The organism is Pelagibius sp., assembly GCF_028281305.1.
In the GTDB taxonomy this organism is placed as follows: domain Bacteria; phylum Pseudomonadota; class Alphaproteobacteria; order Kiloniellales; family Kiloniellaceae; genus Pelagibius.
Genome location: NZ_JANQKD010000075.1, coordinates 1 through 15043 on the forward strand (window position 1 = coordinate 1; position 15043 = coordinate 15043).

At 68.0% G+C, this 15043-nt stretch carries 13 protein-coding genes; 5 read left to right on the top strand and 8 right to left on the bottom strand.

Annotation, left to right across the window (positions count from 1 at the left end; translation table 11 throughout):
* The 3 genes from Q0982_RS14515 to Q0982_RS14525 all read right to left on the bottom strand — a co-directional run.
* Positions 1-2721, bottom strand: a 2721-nt coding sequence (locus tag Q0982_RS14515; RefSeq protein ID WP_299396733.1) for a hydantoinase/oxoprolinase family protein, incomplete at its 3' end; no start/stop codon positions are given.
* 125 nt (positions 2722-2846) lie between these two features.
* Complete coding sequence (locus tag Q0982_RS14520; RefSeq protein ID WP_299396735.1) at positions 2847-3137, bottom strand: hypothetical protein; 291 nt, start codon at positions 3135-3137, stop codon at positions 2847-2849.
* Positions 3138-3217: 80 nt separating this feature from the next.
* Positions 3218-3679 (bottom strand): Lrp/AsnC family transcriptional regulator, encoded by a 462-nt coding sequence (locus Q0982_RS14525; protein WP_299396736.1) that lies wholly within the window; start codon positions 3677-3679, stop codon positions 3218-3220.
* A 134-nt stretch (positions 3680-3813) separates the two neighbouring features.
* On the opposite strand from Q0982_RS14525, the gene Q0982_RS14530 reads away from it, so the two are divergent.
* Positions 3814-4767: a DMT family transporter gene (locus Q0982_RS14530; protein ID WP_299396737.1), complete on the top strand. Its 954-nt coding sequence runs from the start codon at positions 3814-3816 to the stop codon at positions 4765-4767.
* Here Q0982_RS14530 and Q0982_RS14535 read toward each other — a convergent pair.
* The 4 genes from Q0982_RS14535 to Q0982_RS14550 form a co-directional block, all read right to left on the bottom strand.
* Positions 4727-5326: a glutathione S-transferase N-terminal domain-containing protein gene (locus tag Q0982_RS14535; protein ID WP_299396738.1), complete on the bottom strand. Its 600-nt coding sequence runs from the start codon at positions 5324-5326 to the stop codon at positions 4727-4729. The two genes, Q0982_RS14530 and Q0982_RS14535, sit on opposite strands and share 41 nt — an antisense overlap.
* A gap of 141 nt (positions 5327-5467) precedes the next feature.
* Complete coding sequence (locus Q0982_RS14540) at positions 5468-6856, bottom strand: methyl-accepting chemotaxis protein (protein WP_299396739.1); 1389 nt, start codon at positions 6854-6856, stop codon at positions 5468-5470.
* A 160-nt stretch (positions 6857-7016) separates the two neighbouring features.
* Positions 7017-7340, bottom strand: a complete 324-nt coding sequence (locus Q0982_RS14545; protein ID WP_299396740.1) for a rubredoxin — start codon at positions 7338-7340, stop codon at positions 7017-7019.
* A 39-nt stretch (positions 7341-7379) separates the two neighbouring features.
* Positions 7380-9848, bottom strand: coding sequence for a molybdopterin-dependent oxidoreductase (locus tag Q0982_RS14550; RefSeq protein ID WP_299396741.1), 2469 nt, complete (start codon positions 9846-9848; stop codon positions 7380-7382).
* A gap of 269 nt (positions 9849-10117) precedes the next feature.
* On the opposite strand from Q0982_RS14550, the gene Q0982_RS14555 reads away from it, so the two are divergent.
* From Q0982_RS14555 to Q0982_RS14570, 4 genes are all read left to right on the top strand, one after another.
* A complete protein-coding gene (locus Q0982_RS14555; RefSeq protein ID WP_299396742.1) occupies positions 10118-10879 on the top strand; it encodes a DUF3750 domain-containing protein in 762 nt (253 codons plus the stop codon).
* A gap of 130 nt (positions 10880-11009) precedes the next feature.
* The gene (locus tag Q0982_RS14560; protein WP_299396743.1) at positions 11010-11744 is read left to right on the top strand and encodes a TerB family tellurite resistance protein; all 735 of its coding nucleotides are present in this window, start codon (positions 11010-11012) and stop codon (positions 11742-11744) included.
* Positions 11745-11746: 2 nt separating this feature from the next.
* Positions 11747-13594, top strand: a complete 1848-nt coding sequence (locus tag Q0982_RS14565) for an ABC-F family ATP-binding cassette domain-containing protein (protein WP_299396744.1) — start codon at positions 11747-11749, stop codon at positions 13592-13594.
* Positions 13591-14502, top strand: coding sequence for a DMT family transporter (locus tag Q0982_RS14570; protein ID WP_299396745.1), 912 nt, complete (start codon positions 13591-13593; stop codon positions 14500-14502). Before Q0982_RS14565 ends, Q0982_RS14570 begins: the two co-directional genes overlap by 4 nt.
* A gap of 83 nt (positions 14503-14585) precedes the next feature.
* Here Q0982_RS14570 and Q0982_RS14575 read toward each other — a convergent pair whose 3' ends face one another.
* Positions 14586-15026 (bottom strand): Lrp/AsnC family transcriptional regulator, encoded by a 441-nt coding sequence (locus Q0982_RS14575; RefSeq protein WP_299396746.1) that lies wholly within the window; start codon positions 15024-15026, stop codon positions 14586-14588.
* Between the last annotated feature and the right edge of the window lie 17 nt (positions 15027-15043).

Consider the following 15043-nt stretch of genomic DNA (forward strand, 5'->3'; position numbering starts at 1 on the left):
GTGGGCGAGCATCTTGCGCACCTCCTGCACGCCGGTCTCGTTGGCGGCGATCTGGGCGCCGAGGTCGGCCATGTTCTGCTGCGGATTGCGGCAGGGATACTTGCCGGACTTCAGCAGCGCCAGGGTCTCCGCCTCGCGCAGCACCCCCTCCTCCACCATCAGGAAGTTGTCGATGAGGACGCCCTCCTCCTCGATGGTGGTCGAGTCCGGCGGCGCCGAGCCCGGCGTGCGCCCGCCGATGTCGGCGTGATGGCCGCGGGAGCCGACGTAGAAGAGGATCTCCTGCCCGGCGTCGTCGAAGACCGGGGTGATGACGGTCACATCAGGCAGGTGGGTGCCGCCGTTGTAGGGCGCGTTCAGGGCGTAGACGTTGCCGGGCTTCATGCTGCCGGCGTTCTCGCGGATCACGGTCTTGATGGACTCGCCCATGGAACCGAGGTGGACGGGCATGTGCGGCGCGTTGGCCACCAGATTGCCCGCCGGATCGAAGATCGCGCAGGAGAAGTCCAGCCGTTCCTTGATGTTCACCGAGTAGGCGGTGTTGGAAAGCGTCGCCCCCATCTGTTCGGCGATGGACATGAAGAGGTTGTTGAAGACCTCCAGCATCACCGGGTCGGCCTCGGTGCCGACGGCCTCGGTCTTGGGGCGCGCCACCACGCGGGTCAGTATCAGGTGGCCGCGCGGCGTCATCTCCGCCTGCCAGCCCGGCTCCATGACGGTGGTGCCGGTGGCCTCGATGATGACGGCGGGGCCGTCCACCTTCTGGCCGGGCAGCAGGGCCTCGCGGTCATAGAGCGGGGTATCGTGGCTTTCGCCGTGGCTATGCATGGCGACGCGGTCGAGCGGTTCGGCAGGCACCGCATCCGCAGGCACGGCGCGCTCGGGGTCGGCGACCTCCTCGGTGGAGCCGATGGCTTCCACCGAGACCGCCTCCACCACCAGCTTGCGGTCCGGGGCGATGAAACCGAAGCGCTGCTTGTGCGCCTTCTCGAAGGCCGCCTGCATGGCGCCGAGATCGGCGAAGTCGATCTGCAAAGGACTGTCCGTGCCTTCGTAGCGGAGCTGCACCTTGCGCACCAGGGCGATGCGCGCGGGCGCCACGCCCTGGGCCAGCACCTCCTCCTGCGCGCCCTCGGCCAGCTCGCCGAACGCCGTCTCGATTTCCGCCAGCACCGGCGCGGCAAAGGCCGCCTCGATCTGGCGCTCGCGGATCGCCCGCACGTCGGCCAGGCCCATGCCGTAGGCCGAGAGCACCCCGGCAAAGGGATGCAGGAACACCCTGGTCATGCCCAGTGCGTCGGCCACCAGGCAGGCGTGCTGCCCGCCGGCGCCGCCGAAGCAGTTGAGCGTGTATTCGGTAACGTCGTAGCCGCGCTGCACCGAAATCTTCTTGATGGCGTTGGCCATGTTTTCCACGGCGATGCGCAGGAAGCCCTCGGCCACCGCCTCCGGCGAGGTCCTGGGCTTGCCGGTCGCCGCGGCAATCTCTTCGGCTAGGGCCGCGAACTTGGCCCGCACCACCTCGGCGTCCAGCGCCTCGTCCGCTCGGGGGCCGAAAACCTTGGGGAAGTGGGCCGGCTGGATCTTGCCGAGCATGACGTTGCAGTCGGTCACGGCGAGCGGGCCGCCGCGGCGGTAGCAGGCCGGCCCCGGATCGGCGCCGGCGGAATCCGGGCCGACACGGTAACGCGCGCCGTCGAAGTGCAGGATCGATCCGCCGCCGGCGGCAACCGTATGGATGTGCATCATCGGCGCGCGCATGCGCACCCCGGCCACCAGGGTCTCAAAGGTGCGTTCGTACTCGCCGTCGTAGTGGGACACGTCGGTGGAGGTGCCGCCCATGTCGAAGCCGATCAGCTTCTCGAAGCCGCCCATGGCCGCCGTGCGCACCATGCCGACCACGCCGCCGGCTGGGCCGGAGAGGATGGCGTCCTTGCCCTGAAACAGCCGCGCGTCGGTGAGGCCGCCGTTGGACTGCATGAACATCAGCCGCGGGCCGTCGGTGTCATCCGCATCCAATTGCCCGGCCACCTGGTCGACATAGCGCCGCAGGATCGGCGAGAGATAGGCATCGACAACGGTCGTATCGCCGCGGCTGACCAGCTTCATCAGCGGGCTGACGCCGTGGCTGGTGGAGATCTGGGTGAAACCGATCTCCCCGGCAATAGCAGCGATGCGCTTCTCGTGGTCCGGATAGCGGTAGCCGTGCATGAAGGCGATGGCGATGGCGCGGATGCCGTCGTCGTAGGCCGCCTTCAAAGCGGCACGCGCCGGCTCTTCTTCCAGGGGCGTGACGATCTCGCCCTGGGCGGAGACCCGCTCGGTCACTTCGACGACGCGCTCGTAGAGCATTTCCGGCAGCACGATATGGCGGTCGAAAAGCCGCGGACGGTTCTGGTAGCCGATGCGCAGGATGTCGCCGAAGCCCTCCGTGGTGACGAGAAGGGTACGGTCGCCCTTGCGTTCCAGCAGCGCGTTGGTGGCCACCGTGGTGCCCATCTTCACCGCCGCGACGGCGCCCGGCGGCAGCGCCGCGTCCTTGGCGAGGCCGAGGATCTCGCGGATGCCCTGGACGGCGGCGTCCTTGTACTGCTCCGGATTTTCCGACAGCAGCTTGTGGGTCACCAGCCCGCCGTCCGGCCGCCGCGCCACCACGTCGGTGAAGGTACCGCCCCGGTCGATCCAGAATTGCCATGCCGCAGCCCGCGCGTCGCCGTCCATTGCCCTGCCTCTTCGATCCCAATCTTCGATGTGAAAACGCCCCTTCGGCGCCGTTGTACAAAGACATTTTATCGATAAATTGTCAACGTTATCTCGTGGGAGGCGGCGAAAGAGCTGTGGAACGTTCAGTCGTCGGCGTCGGAGGGAGGTCCGTCGTCGTTTTCGCCCAGGCGCCGGTCGGCCTGCTTCAAAAGCCTCTGCCAGTCGTCCAACGCCAAGCCTTCGTCGCCGACTGCAACGGACTCCGCTTCGGCAGCAGCCGGCCCTGCACTGCGGCGCCCCTGCTTCGCACTCTCATAGAGCCGCAGCAGACCGTGGAGCGCTGCGAGGGCGAACACGAAGACAACCCCGGCCATCAGCAACGTGGCGACCGTTCCGTCCAGATCGGATGCAAGCGCGATGAGCCAGTTCGGCACGGAGTCATCCCCTTCCCCGGCACCCAGCCTAGAAGCGAACGGTTAGGTCTGCCTTAACCGGGGAGACTCTCAATTCAACGTCAAAGCGGCACCGTCAGCCCCAGCTTCACGCTGTCCATCACCACCTGGGTGTGGAACTTTCGGATGTCGGGGTTGTCGAAAAAGATTCGGCGTGTGAGCGCCTCGTAGTGGGCGATGTCCTCGGCGACGATGATGACGATGAAGTCGGACTCGCCGGTGACATAGTAGCACTGCTGCACCTCCGGGATCTTCTGCATGTCGCGCTTGAAGCCGTCGATGATGTCGGCGCGGCCACGGGCGAGATCGACCTGCACGATGAAGGTGGCGCGGCGCCCGACCTTGGCCGGGTCCAGCACGGCCACGTCGGCGCGGATGGTGCCGGCCTCCCGCAGCCGCTTTATGCGCCGCTGGCAGGCCGTGGGCGAGAGCCCGACCGCGGCGGCCAGCGCCTCCGAGGTCTGGCGGTTGTCGCGCTGGAGCTCGTTCAACAACGCGACGTCAAAATGATCCAGATCGTCCATTGGCGCAGTGTATCACCGAAATCTCTCACCGTTCGCTGAATTTCTGCGCCATGAGCGGATATTCGCAGAATCGCGGCAGAGTGATCAACTAGCCTTTCAGGGTTCGCCCAACGCCGAGCCCGGAGGCCACCGCCATGTCCGACGCTGCCCAAACCGAGACAACCGGCACCCAGGAACCGCAGTTGCCCATGGCAGTGCTTTACGGCCTTGCGGCGGCGGTGATCTGGGGGGCCTGGCCGGTGGTCTCCGCGCTCGGCATCCGCCAGTCGTTGGGGGTTGCCGACCTCGCCGTGCTGCGCTTCGCCGTAGCCGGGCTGATTCTGCTGCCGCTGGTGCTGCGCCACGGCAGCGGCGGCCTGGGTTGGGGCCGGGCGGCGGTGCTGGCGCTCTGCGCCGGAACGCCCTACGTCCTTGCCTCCGCCGGCGGCCTCGCCTACGCCCCGGCGGGCCAGGGCGGCATCATCACGCCGAGCTGCATGCTCGTGTTCTCGACGCTCGGCGGCTGGCTGCTGCTGGGCGACCGCCCGAGCCGCCAGCGCTGGCTCGGCCTGGCGCTCATCCTCGCCGGGGTCGCGCTGATCGGCAGTCAGGCGCTGCTCAGCTACCAACCCGGCCAGTGGAAGGGCCATCTGCTGTTCGCAGCCGGCGGGCTGCTCTGGGCCAGCTACACGGTAGCGCTGCGCGCTTGGAGGGCCGATCCGCTGCAGGCCACCGCCCTTGTCGCGGTGCTTTCCCTGGTCTTCACCCTGCCGCTCTACGCCCTCTTCGCCGAGCCGCGACTCCTCATCGCCCCGGCGGGCGAGCTTTTGGGTCAGGCGGTTTTCCAAGGGCTCTTGGCGGCGATCCTGGCGCTGGTCTGCTACAGCCGCGCGGTGGCAATCCTGGGGGCCGGGCGCGGCGCCGTCTTTGCGACCCTGGTGCCGGCAATCGCTGTGCTGCTGGCCTATCCGCTGTTGGGCGAGGTGCCTGCAACGACGGACCTGGCCGGCGCGGCGCTGGTCACCGCCGGGATGCTGACGGCCCTCGGCCTGCTGCCCTCCAGGCTTTTCAGTTTGGGTCGGTCTCCCGCATCGCGGGCCGGGCGTTGAAGGCTTCGAACCAGTCCGCCAGGGTGCTGCGGCCGTCGCGCCAGGCCATGTCGCCGTGGCGCAGATCGAGATAGCCGAGGGTGCAGCCGCAGGCGATGTGCCCGAGCGTGAGGGGCCCCGGCTGCACGGCCAGATAGTCCATCATGCTGTCGAGGCCGCGCAGGATGGAGGCGCGCCAGCGCTCCACCGCCGCGGAGGAGCGCTCGCCCTCCGGCCGGCGGCTCTCCATGACCATGTTGACGGCGGAATCGGTCATGCCCTGGGCCAGCGCTGCGGCCACCAGCACCTGAAACTTGCCCTGCCCGACGCCGGGCACCAGCGGCGGCGCCGAGCCCAGGCCCTCCAGGAGGTCGCAGATCACCGGGCTGTCGAAGACCGCACGGCCGTCGTCCAGCACCAGGGTCGGCACCCGGCCCAGGGGATTCTTCGCATGGAGTTCCGCCGGGTCTTCATGGGGATTGCAGTCAACTTCCTCGATTCCGGGGATCAGGCCGCGTTCCCGCGCGACGACACGGCACTTGCGGGCATAGGGAGAGGTTGGGGAGTAGAGTAGCTGCATGACTGCCTCCGAAAGCGGGACCTAGGTGGGTCTGAAAGAAAACGGCGGGCCCAGACCCGGCCCCGCCCGGGGGCGCCAGCTTAGGCGAAGGTCATTGGAGGGTCGACAGTATTCCTGAAGTGCGGCAGGCCGCGCGGGCCGTCAGACCTTGTAAGCGAGTCGGACGCCGCCCCAGTGCTTACCGGCAACCATGATCGGCGCCGAAACGTCCTTCATCATCACGAAGGTGCCGCCGCCCATGTCGCGGCGGTAGGTCTGCAGCAGGAAGGACTCCCGGTTGCTTCCGGCAGCAAGGCCGACACGGTCGTCAAAGATCCGCCGGTTGCGGCAGTTGGCGGCATTCCACACAGGGTCGCCGCCCTGGGGCTGGGCGAACTTCAGGTTATGGGTCGGCAAATAGCCGTTCACGTCGACGCAGGCGCAGAACACCACCCGCTCGTCGAAGTCCAGCACGGACTCCTGGATCGCCGGCAGGATGTCGTCGGTCAGCGCAACACAACCGGCCATAAGCTGTTCGGGATCGCTGCCGGGGATCGGCCTGTAGTCCCGGTCGAACAGCGCAGCTTCGGCGATGCGCCCCTCGGCCAGGGCCTGCTCGAAGGCCGCCGTGACTTCCGCTGCGACCGCTTTCACCTTGGTGATGAAGGGCCCGTCGACGCTGTTGAGGCTGCTCTGGGCGGTCAGCGAGATCACCTTTTCGCTTACCGCGATCAGGCGATTGACCCGGTCGCGGGCCGCCCCCAGGGTCGCGCTGGCATCGGCCACTTCGCCGTTCATGGCTTCCAGCGTGGCGACGAAACCGCCGCAGTCCTCGTCAATGCTGCGCGCACTCTCGGCAATGGCAGCCGTGTCCTCCTCGATACTGCCGACCGCCTCTCCCACCGTGCCGATCACCGCGCCGATGGTCTGGGTGCCGTTGCGCACCGACTCGGCCCGCCCGGTGGTCTCGCTGCCCTGGGCGATCAGCTGTTCGGCCTGACCGGTGAGCCGTGTCAGGGTTTCGTCGATCTGCGCCGTGGCGGTCGCGGTCTGCGCGGCCAACGCCTTGACCTCGCCGGCAACCACGGCAAAGCCCTTGCCCGCCTCGCCGGCCCGCGCGGCTTCGATCGTGGCATTGAGGGCCAGCAGGTTGGTTTGCTTGGCAATGGCTTGGATGCCGGAGGCAACCTGGGCAACCTCGGCCAGGGCCTCCTGCAGACCGCCGAGCTGGGATTCGATGACGGTCACCGCTTCGACAAGGGCATGGATGTCCTTGACCGCGGTCTGCACCGTCTGCTCGGAGTTGCGCACGCTCACGGCGGTCTGCGATGCCTTCTCGCGTGCCTGACCCGCCGCGGCGGCGATCCGGCTGTTGCTGTCGTTGACCTGCCCGGCAGACTGCACCATGCCGAGGAAGGCTTCGGCCTGCTGGGCGATCTGTTGCGAAACCTTTTCGATATCGCCGGCAACGTCGACGATCTCTACGCCCAGGCCGGCGGTCTCCTGGGCCAGTCCGTCGATGATCCGCGCTTCGCCGGTCGTGCCTGACATCGGGTGCTTATGTCCTAAGGCTTTCTGCCCTCCACCGCGCGCTGCGCGGCGGCCGGGCGCTGCTGTCTGCAACGCAGAGTATTCAAACCTCTTGGTTAATAAATCTTTAGAGCCAAGCAACCCCGGGGCGAGGAGCGGGCACGCATAGGCGGGAGACCGTCTACCAAAGCGCTTTGGGCGTGCCGCATTCCGGGCACTCCCAGTCCTCCGGCAGGTTTTCGAATGCGACACCAGGCGGGATGCCGCCATCGGGGTCGCCGAAGGAAGGATCGTAGAGGTAACCGCACTCGGTGTCCGGGCAGCGCACCTGCGTCAGCGCGGGGCCGGCAAGCACCTCCGCAGCGAAGCGGGGGCTGGCCAGCAACACGAGCCCGCCGGCGAACGAGAGAATTGCATGACGGCGGCCGACCGGGCGCGGCGCCGTCTCCCGGACGGTTCGGCGCAACCGCTTCAAGGCGCTGTCTCCAGGTGTCACCAGGGGCATGGTCTGTCTCTCCAGTCTCTCTGACTATGGGGCGGGCGATCACACCGTCGCAGGCGGCTCGAACGCCCGCACCGGCGGCGCCGGGCCGTCGTGGCGGCGGGCCTGCACCAGGCAGCTTTGCGCGGCGCAGCCCTGGGTGAGGCTTGAGGTGCCATGATCGGCGGTCACCATGTTGGGATTGCCGTGGCGGTCGAGCCCGCTTTCCGGATCGCGGTCGAGCCAGGCGCCCTCGTAAACCACGATCACCCCCGGGCGAACCCGCTCGGTCAGGGTGGCGCCGGCCAGCAGCCGCCCCCGCGCATTGAAGATCTCCACCACGTCGCCGGCCGCGATCCCGCGGGCCGCGGCATCTTCCGGATGGATCATCACCGGCTCGCGCCCGGCGATCTTGGCGGCGCGCGCCAGAGGCGCGTTGTCCATCTGACTGTGCAGGCGCAGGCGCGGATGGCTCGAGATGAGGTGCAGCGGTGCCGACTCTGTCTGAGCCGTCGCGCCGAGCCATTCCCGTGGTTCCAGCCAAGCCGGGTGGCCCGGGCAGTCCGCATAGCCGAAGCCTGCAATGGTCTCCGAGAACAGCTCGATACGGCCGGAGGGGGTGCGAAGCCGATTGCCCTCGGGGTCGGCGCGGAAGTCGGCCAGGAAGACGAACGCCTCGTTGGCGGCGGGAACCTCAAAGGCGCCCTCGGCCCAGAACGTATCGAAGTCCGGCATCGCCAAGCCGCTGCGCGCACCGCGCTGGCGGCCCCGCTCCCAGATGTGGCGCAGCCACTGCATCTCGTTCCGGTCCTCGGTAAAGGCGGCGCGCTGGTCGAAGCGCTCGGCGAGGTCGGCCAGGATGTCGAAGTCGTTGCGCGCCTGGCCGACCGGCGCAATGGCCTGCTTCATGGCCACCACCCAGCGGTCGCGCATCGAGGCGCCGATGTCGTTGCGCTCCAGGGTCGTGGTCACCGGCAGCACGATGTCGGCGCGTCTGGCGGTTGCCGTCCACCAGGGGTCCTGCACCACGATCGTCTCCGGCACCGCCCAGGCACGGCTCAGCCGGTTGAGGTCCTGATGATGGTGGAAGGGGTTGCCGCCCGCCCAGTGGATGTATCGGATCTCCGGATAGGTGACCGCGCGTCCGTTGAAGTCCACGGTCTCGCCGGGCTGCAGCAGCATGTCGGCGACGCGCGCAACGGGGATGTCGCGTTTCACGGGGTTGCGCCCGCGTCGCGGGCTCGGAAAGGAGTGGCCGCCGACCGGCATGCCCACGCCGTTTGTCGAGGTGTAGGAGAAACCGAAGCCGCCGCCGGGCAGGCCGATCTGTCCCAGCACGCTGGCCAGCAGGATGGTCGCCCACCAGGGCTGCTCCCCATGGTCGGCGCGCTGCAGCGACCAGGCCGTCATGATCATGGTGCGGCCCCGGGCCATGCGCGCGGCCAGGGCCTTGATCTCTTCAGCGGGGATCTGGGTGATCGTTGCGGCCCAGTCGGCGCTCTTGGTGGCACCGTCGCTCTGGCCGGTCAGGTAGGCCTTCACGCGCTCCCAGCCCACCGTGCAGCGGGCTAGAAAGGACTCGTCGGCCTGCCCGCTGGACAGCAGTTCATGACAGAGCGCCAGCATCAAGGCGGTGTCGGTGTTGGGGCGGATCTTCAGCCAGTCCGCGCCGACCGTTTCGGCATCGTCCTCACGCACCGGGTTGACGGAGACGAACTTGACTCCGGCCGCATGGGCGGCGCGCATGGCGGGCTCGGTGGTATGCGCACCGGTCCCACCCCAGCTGATCTGTCCGTTCTTGAAGGCCGCGCCGCCGAACAGGACGACCAGGTCGCTGTGCTCGGCGATCACCGACCAGTTGGTCAGCGGCCCGCTGATCGCCTGGTTGGAGCCCAACACGCGGGGCAGCAGTACCATGCCGGCACCGTAGGAGTAGTTGCCAACGCTGCCGGTGTACCCGCCGGTGAGCGCCAGGAAGCGGTTCGTAAGGTTGTCGCTGACGTGGAAGCGCCCGGCGCTGCCCCAGCCATAGGAGCCGCCGAAGATCGACTCGTGGCCGTGCGCAGCGCGAATGCGCGTCAGTTCCTCCGCCACGAGATCGAGCGCCTCGTCCCAACCCACAGCAACGAAGGGCTCGCTGCCGCGGGCCGCGCGGTCGCTATCCCCGCGGCGCCGCAGCCAGCCCTCGCGCACCATCGGCTGGGCGATGCGCGTGCGGTCGGTGACCAGGGCGGGAAAGTTCTGGATCATCGGCGAGGGATGGGTGTCGGCTGCGAAAGGGATGACCCCGGTCAGCCGGCCCTCGTGAACGATGGCTTCGAAAGCGCCCCAGTGGGAATTGGTGAGTATGCGGACGCCGCCCTCGGCACCCGCAGAGGTCTGGGCAACTGCCGCACCGGGCAGCCAGGCTGCCACACCCGCCGATACACCCGCCGATACACCCGCTGCCAGGGAAGACCGCAGAACCTGCCGCCGCGTCATTCCGGCCGCCTCGTCGAGAGTCTTGCCGGCAACCTTGTCGATGGTCCGCATCGTCTAGCTCCTCCCACGGCTGGTCCTGTTTCGGATCGTTCGCGCGGAATGTGCTTGAACCACCCCGCAGCGCCCATGACGCAGATCAAGCCGCAGCGCGAAAAACTTCGATGTCACAAAGCTTTAATGAACAGGAGCGGAGAAGACGCAGCGGCCCTAAGGCAGGCGGCGATGAAATCTCGGGTCGATCTCGCCATCACCTCGCCACATTGCATGGCCAGCCTCGCGGCTTAGATATTGACAGGATGTTCCGCTCGGGAGTTCCGATCTTGGCCACGCTTGCCCTCCACCTGCGCCGTCTGGTGCTACTGCTGGCGTTCCTGCTGGCAGGCCCGGCGCTGGCGACGATGACCGACGACGTGTCCCTGGACCGTACCTGGCAGACCGGCTCCCGCGGGAGCGCGGGTCTTGCGCCCGACCCCGCCACGACGCCGGAAGCGATCGTTCAGGTTTACGGCGCCCGCACCGTGCGCTGGCGCGGTGCTTTCGCCGTCCATACCTGGATCTCCGTCAAGCCCCGGGGCGCGGACAGCTACACGACGCACGAGGTCACCGGCTGGCGCTTCTGGCACAGCGGACAGGCTGTGAGACAGCGCGGTGGACCGCCGGACCGCTATTGGTTCGGCGCCAAGCCCGAACTCTATGCCGAGTTGCGCGGGCCTGAGGCGGCGACGGCGATCGATCAGATCAATGCGGCCATCGCCGGCTACGCCTTCGCCCGGGAGTACAAGACCTGGCCGGGACCCAACTCCAACACCTTCACCGCCACCATTGCCCGCCAGGTGCCGGCGTTGAACCTGGACCTGCCGCCGACGGCGGTCGGAAAGGACTACCTTGGGCCAAGGGAGTTTCTGGCGCCGGCCCCCAGCGGCACCGGATACCAGGTTTCGCTGTTCGGGCTGCTCGGCGGGTTGGTCGCGGTGGAAGAAGGGCTGGAGATCAACATTCTGGGCCTCACCTTCGGCGTCGACCCCTTGGACCTGGCGGTGAAACTGCCCGGCCTGGGCCGCATGTCCGCGCTTTCCGGCTGAATTGCGGAACCGCCGCCCGATTTGCAGAAGAGAACACAGGGCAGTTCGCAGTACGCTTGACGCGGCTGGGCCACCGCCGCCATGCTGACGGCACAGTCCGCATGTTGCATCTCGAAAACTAAGCGAAATCATGAGCGTTTGGGGGAAGATACTCGGAGGCGCCGCAGGCTTTGCCTTGGGCGGCCCGCTCGGTGCGCTGATCGGCGCCGTCGCCGGCCATGCCGTCGACAAGATGAGCGGCGGTACCGCCACGGCCGAAGCCGCCGACGCCACCAAGCAGATCGCCTTCACCATCGGCGTGATCGTCCTCGGCGCCAAGCTGGCCAAGGCCGACGGGCAGGTCACCCGCGATGAGGTCGACGCCTTCAAGCAGGTCTTCCGCATCCCGCCGGAAGAGATGAAGAACGTCGGGCGCGTCTTCGACCAGGCGCGCAAGAACGCGGGCGGCTACGAACCCTATGCCAAGCAGCTGGCGCGCATGTTCGCCGACAATCCGGCAGTGCTGGAGGAGCTCCTGGGCGGCCTCTTCCACATCGCCCGGGCCGACGGCCAGGTCAGCCCCGACGAGCTGGACTATCTGGAGAGCCTGGCGGTCATCTTCGGCTTCGACGCCCAGGACTGGGACCGCATCCGCGCTGCCAATGTCGCCGCCGCCGACAGCGATCCTTTTCGCATCCTGGGCGTCGAGCGCGATGCCGACGACGCGGCCATCAAGGCCGCTCACCGCAAGCTGGTGGTGGAGAACCATCCCGACCGCCTGGTCGCCCAGGGCATGCCGCCCGAGTTCGTAGAAGTGGCCAACGAGAAGCTGGCCAGGATCAACGCCGCCTACGACGAAATCCGCAAGCTGCGCGGGATCCGCTGACCGTGGCCGGCGATCCCCCGCTGATCGCGCTGAACGACGCGCGCCTGCGCTTTGGCGAACGCCCGCTCTTCGACGGCCTCTCGCTGACCCTCTCCAAGGGGGAACGGGCCTGCCTCGTCGGCCGCAACGGCAGCGGCAAGTCGAGCCTCCTGAAGGTAATCGCCGGATTGCAGGACCTGGACGGCGGCGAGCGCTTCGTGCAACCGCGCACCGTCGTTTCCTATCTGCCGCAGGACCCGGACTTCTCCGGCGGCGGCAGCGTCGCCGACTATGTGGCGCGCGATCCGGCCGGCGGTCCCGATGCCCCGCCGCACGCCGTGGAAGCCGCTCTCCTGCGGCTCAGCCTGGACGGCACGCGGCGCCTGAACAGCCTTTCCGGCGGCGAAGGCCGGCGCGCGGCGCTGGCCCGCTGTCTGCTCGGCGATCCGGCGATCCTGCTGCTGGACGAGCCGACCAACCATCTGGATCTGCCGACCATCGAGTGGCTGGAAGGCGAGCTGCAGCGTTTTCGCGGCGCCTTGCTGGTCATCAGCCATGACCGCAGCTTTCTCGGCAGCCTCACCAACACCACACTCTGGCTCGACCGTGGCCGGCTGCAGCGCCTCGACAAGTCCTTCCGGCACTTCGAGGCCTGGGCCGAGGAGCTGCAGCAGCGTGAAGCGGAAGCCCAGCACAAACTGGACCGCCAGATCGTGCGCGAGGAGCGCTGGCTGCAGCGCGGTGTCACCGCGCGGCGCAAGCGCAACCAGGGCCGCCTCGCCCGCCTGCAGGGTCTGCGCAAGGAACGGGCCGAATGGCTGCGGCAGCTCGGTACCGCCAAGCTGGAGAGCGCCAGCAGCGGCCGCAGCGGCAACCTCGTCATCGAAGCGACCGGCATCGGCAAGACCTTCGAGACGACGGACGGTCCGCTGCCGATCCTCCAGGACTTCTCCACCCGCATCCGCCGCGGCGACCGCCTGGGGATCATCGGCCCCAACGGTGCCGGCAAGTCCACCCTGGTCAAGATCCTGACCGGGGCGATGACAGCGGACAGCGGCAGCCTGCGCCTCGGCAGCAACGTCGTGCCGCTCTACTTCGACCAGCGGCGCGAGAGCCTGGACCCCGAGGCCAGCCTCTGGGAGAGCCTGATTCCCGGCGGCGGCGACACGCTGCTGGTGCGCGGGCGCCAGCGCCATGTCGTCTCCTACCTCAAGGATTTCCTCTTCGAAGAAGGCCAGGCCCGCCAGCCGGTGAAGGCGCTTTCCGGCGGGGAGAAGGCGCGCCTTCTGCTGGCCCGCCTCTTCGCCCAGCCGAGCAACCTTCTGGTGCTGGACGAACCGACCAACGATCTGGACATGGAGACCCTCGACCTGCTGCAGGAAGTCATCGACGACTACGAGGGCACGCTGATCCTGGTCAGCCACGACCGCGACTTTCTGGACCGCCTGGTGACCGCCGTCATCGGCATGGAGGGGTACGGCAGGACGCTGGAGGTGCCAGGTGGTTACAGCGACTATCAGCGCCATCGACTGGCGGAGGGAGAAGCGGCGCGCGCCGCCAGGCAGTCCCGGGCCAAGGCCGGCAAGACTGGAGAAGCGACCCAGAAGGGCAGCGACACAAGGGCACGCAGCCGCAGCAAACTGGGCTACAAGGACCAGCGGGAGCTGGACGGCCTGCCCGACCGCATCGAGAACCTGACAGCCGCGGTCGCCAAGCTGGAGGGCGCCCTGGCCGACCCGGAGCTGTTCAGCCGCGACCCCGGCGCCTTCACCCGCGCCACCGAGGATTTGGCGAAGCTTCAGGCGGAGCTCGAAACCGCCGAAGAGCGCTGGCTGGAACTGGAATCCCTGCGGGAAGCGCTTGCGCAATGAGCACCGATGTCCCCACCGCCGACGGACAGCTGCGCGCCTTCGACGTCGTCGTTCTCTTCGGCGTGATGGCGATCTGGGGGCTGAACTTCGCCGTCGCCAAGACCGGGTTGGAGGAGCTTCCGCCGCTCATCTTCATGGCCCTGCGCTTCCTCCTGGTGGCGGCCCTGCTCCTCCCCTTCGCCAAGCGCCCGCACGGCCAATGGCTGCCGCTGATGGCGATTTCCTTCACCCTGGGGATCCTCCACTTCGCCTTTATGTTCACCGGGCTGACAACGCTGGATGCGGCCACGGCGGCCATCGCCATTCAGTTGCAGGTTCCCTTCGCCGCCCTGCTGGCCGCGATATTCTTCAATGACAAGCTCGGCTGGCGCCGCGGCATCGCCATGCTTCTGGCCTTTGCCGGCGTCGCCATCATTGCGGGCGAGCCGCGCCTGGACGGACAGTACCTGGCCCTGGCTTTCGTCATCTTCGCGGCCTGCATGTGGTCGGTCGCCAGCGTTCAGATCAAGCGGCTGGACCCGCCGGTCGACGGGTTCACCCTAAACGCCTGGATCGCCGTCTTCGCAACGCCGCAGCTGGCGCTGGCTTCGCTGCTGATCGAGGAGGGGCAGATCGAGGCGCTGTACGCCGCCGGCTTCTGGGCCTACTTCGCCATCGTCTACCAGGCTGTGGCGGTGGTGGTGATCGGCTACGGTGCCTGGTATTGGCTGCTGCGGCGCTATCAGCTGAACCAGGTCATGCCGGCGATGCTGCTGATCCCGGTCTTCGGCGTGTTCTCCGGCATCGCCTTTCTCGGCGAAACCCTGACCGCCAATCTCGTGATCGGCGGCCTTGTCACCGTCGCCGGCGTTGCGATCATCATCATCCGGCGCCCCAAGGCCACGGCGCCGGGGACCGAGCGGCTCTAGGTCGGGGGCCAACTCGGGGGGCCGGTTCGGGGGCCAACTCGGGGGCCAACTCGGGGGCCAACCCGGGGGGCTGGCCGGGCGGTTCAGCGCCGGTCGAAGTGGACCGAGAGGATCGGGGCGGTGGTAACCGTCACAATGTCGGCCATCCGCGCGATACGCTCGCGCAGCGCCTCCAACGCGGCGATGTCTTCCACATCGACCAGCAGCGCCATGTCTATGTCGCCGGCCAGACTGACGCAGCGCTGCACCTCGGGAAACCGTTCGATCTGCGGCGCGATCCGCGCGCAGAGAGGGCCGGTCATTCTGATGAAGAAGTAGGCCTGCAGCCCGGCAGCCTGCCGTGGGGTAGCGGACCGCAGGGTATAGCCGGCGATAACGCCGTCCCGCTCGAGACGCTTAAGCCGTTCCTGCACGGCACTGCGCGAGCGCCCGACATTGGCGGCCAGGGCGGAGAGCGGTTCGCGCGCATTGGCACGCAGCCGCGCAAGAATTGCGCGGTCTACATCGTCAAGCTGTCGTTTCATCGGGGCCGTCGTTTCGT

Bases quoted from the DNA above. Each gene is read 5' to 3' on its own strand.
- Q0982_RS14525 (WP_299396736.1), bottom strand. From the start codon at position 3,679: ATGGACGATCTGGATCATTTTGACGTCGCGTTGTTGAACGAGCTCCAG.
- Q0982_RS14530 (WP_299396737.1), top strand. From the start codon at position 3,814: ATGTCCGACGCTGCCCAAACCGAGACAACCGGCACCCAGGAACCGCAG.
- Q0982_RS14535 (WP_299396738.1), bottom strand. From the start codon at position 5,326: ATGCAGCTACTCTACTCCCCAACCTCTCCCTATGCCCGCAAGTGCCGT.
- Q0982_RS14540 (WP_299396739.1), bottom strand. From the start codon at position 6,856: ATGTCAGGCACGACCGGCGAAGCGCGGATCATCGACGGACTGGCCCAG.
- Q0982_RS14545 (WP_299396740.1), bottom strand. From the start codon at position 7,340: ATGCCCCTGGTGACACCTGGAGACAGCGCCTTGAAGCGGTTGCGCCGA.
- Q0982_RS14550 (WP_299396741.1), bottom strand. From the start codon at position 9,848: ATGCGGACCATCGACAAGGTTGCCGGCAAGACTCTCGACGAGGCGGCC.
- Q0982_RS14560 (WP_299396743.1), top strand. From the start codon at position 11,010: ATGAGCGTTTGGGGGAAGATACTCGGAGGCGCCGCAGGCTTTGCCTTG.
- Q0982_RS14570 (WP_299396745.1), top strand. From the start codon at position 13,591: ATGAGCACCGATGTCCCCACCGCCGACGGACAGCTGCGCGCCTTCGAC.
- Q0982_RS14575 (WP_299396746.1), bottom strand. From the start codon at position 15,026: ATGAAACGACAGCTTGACGATGTAGACCGCGCAATTCTTGCGCGGCTG.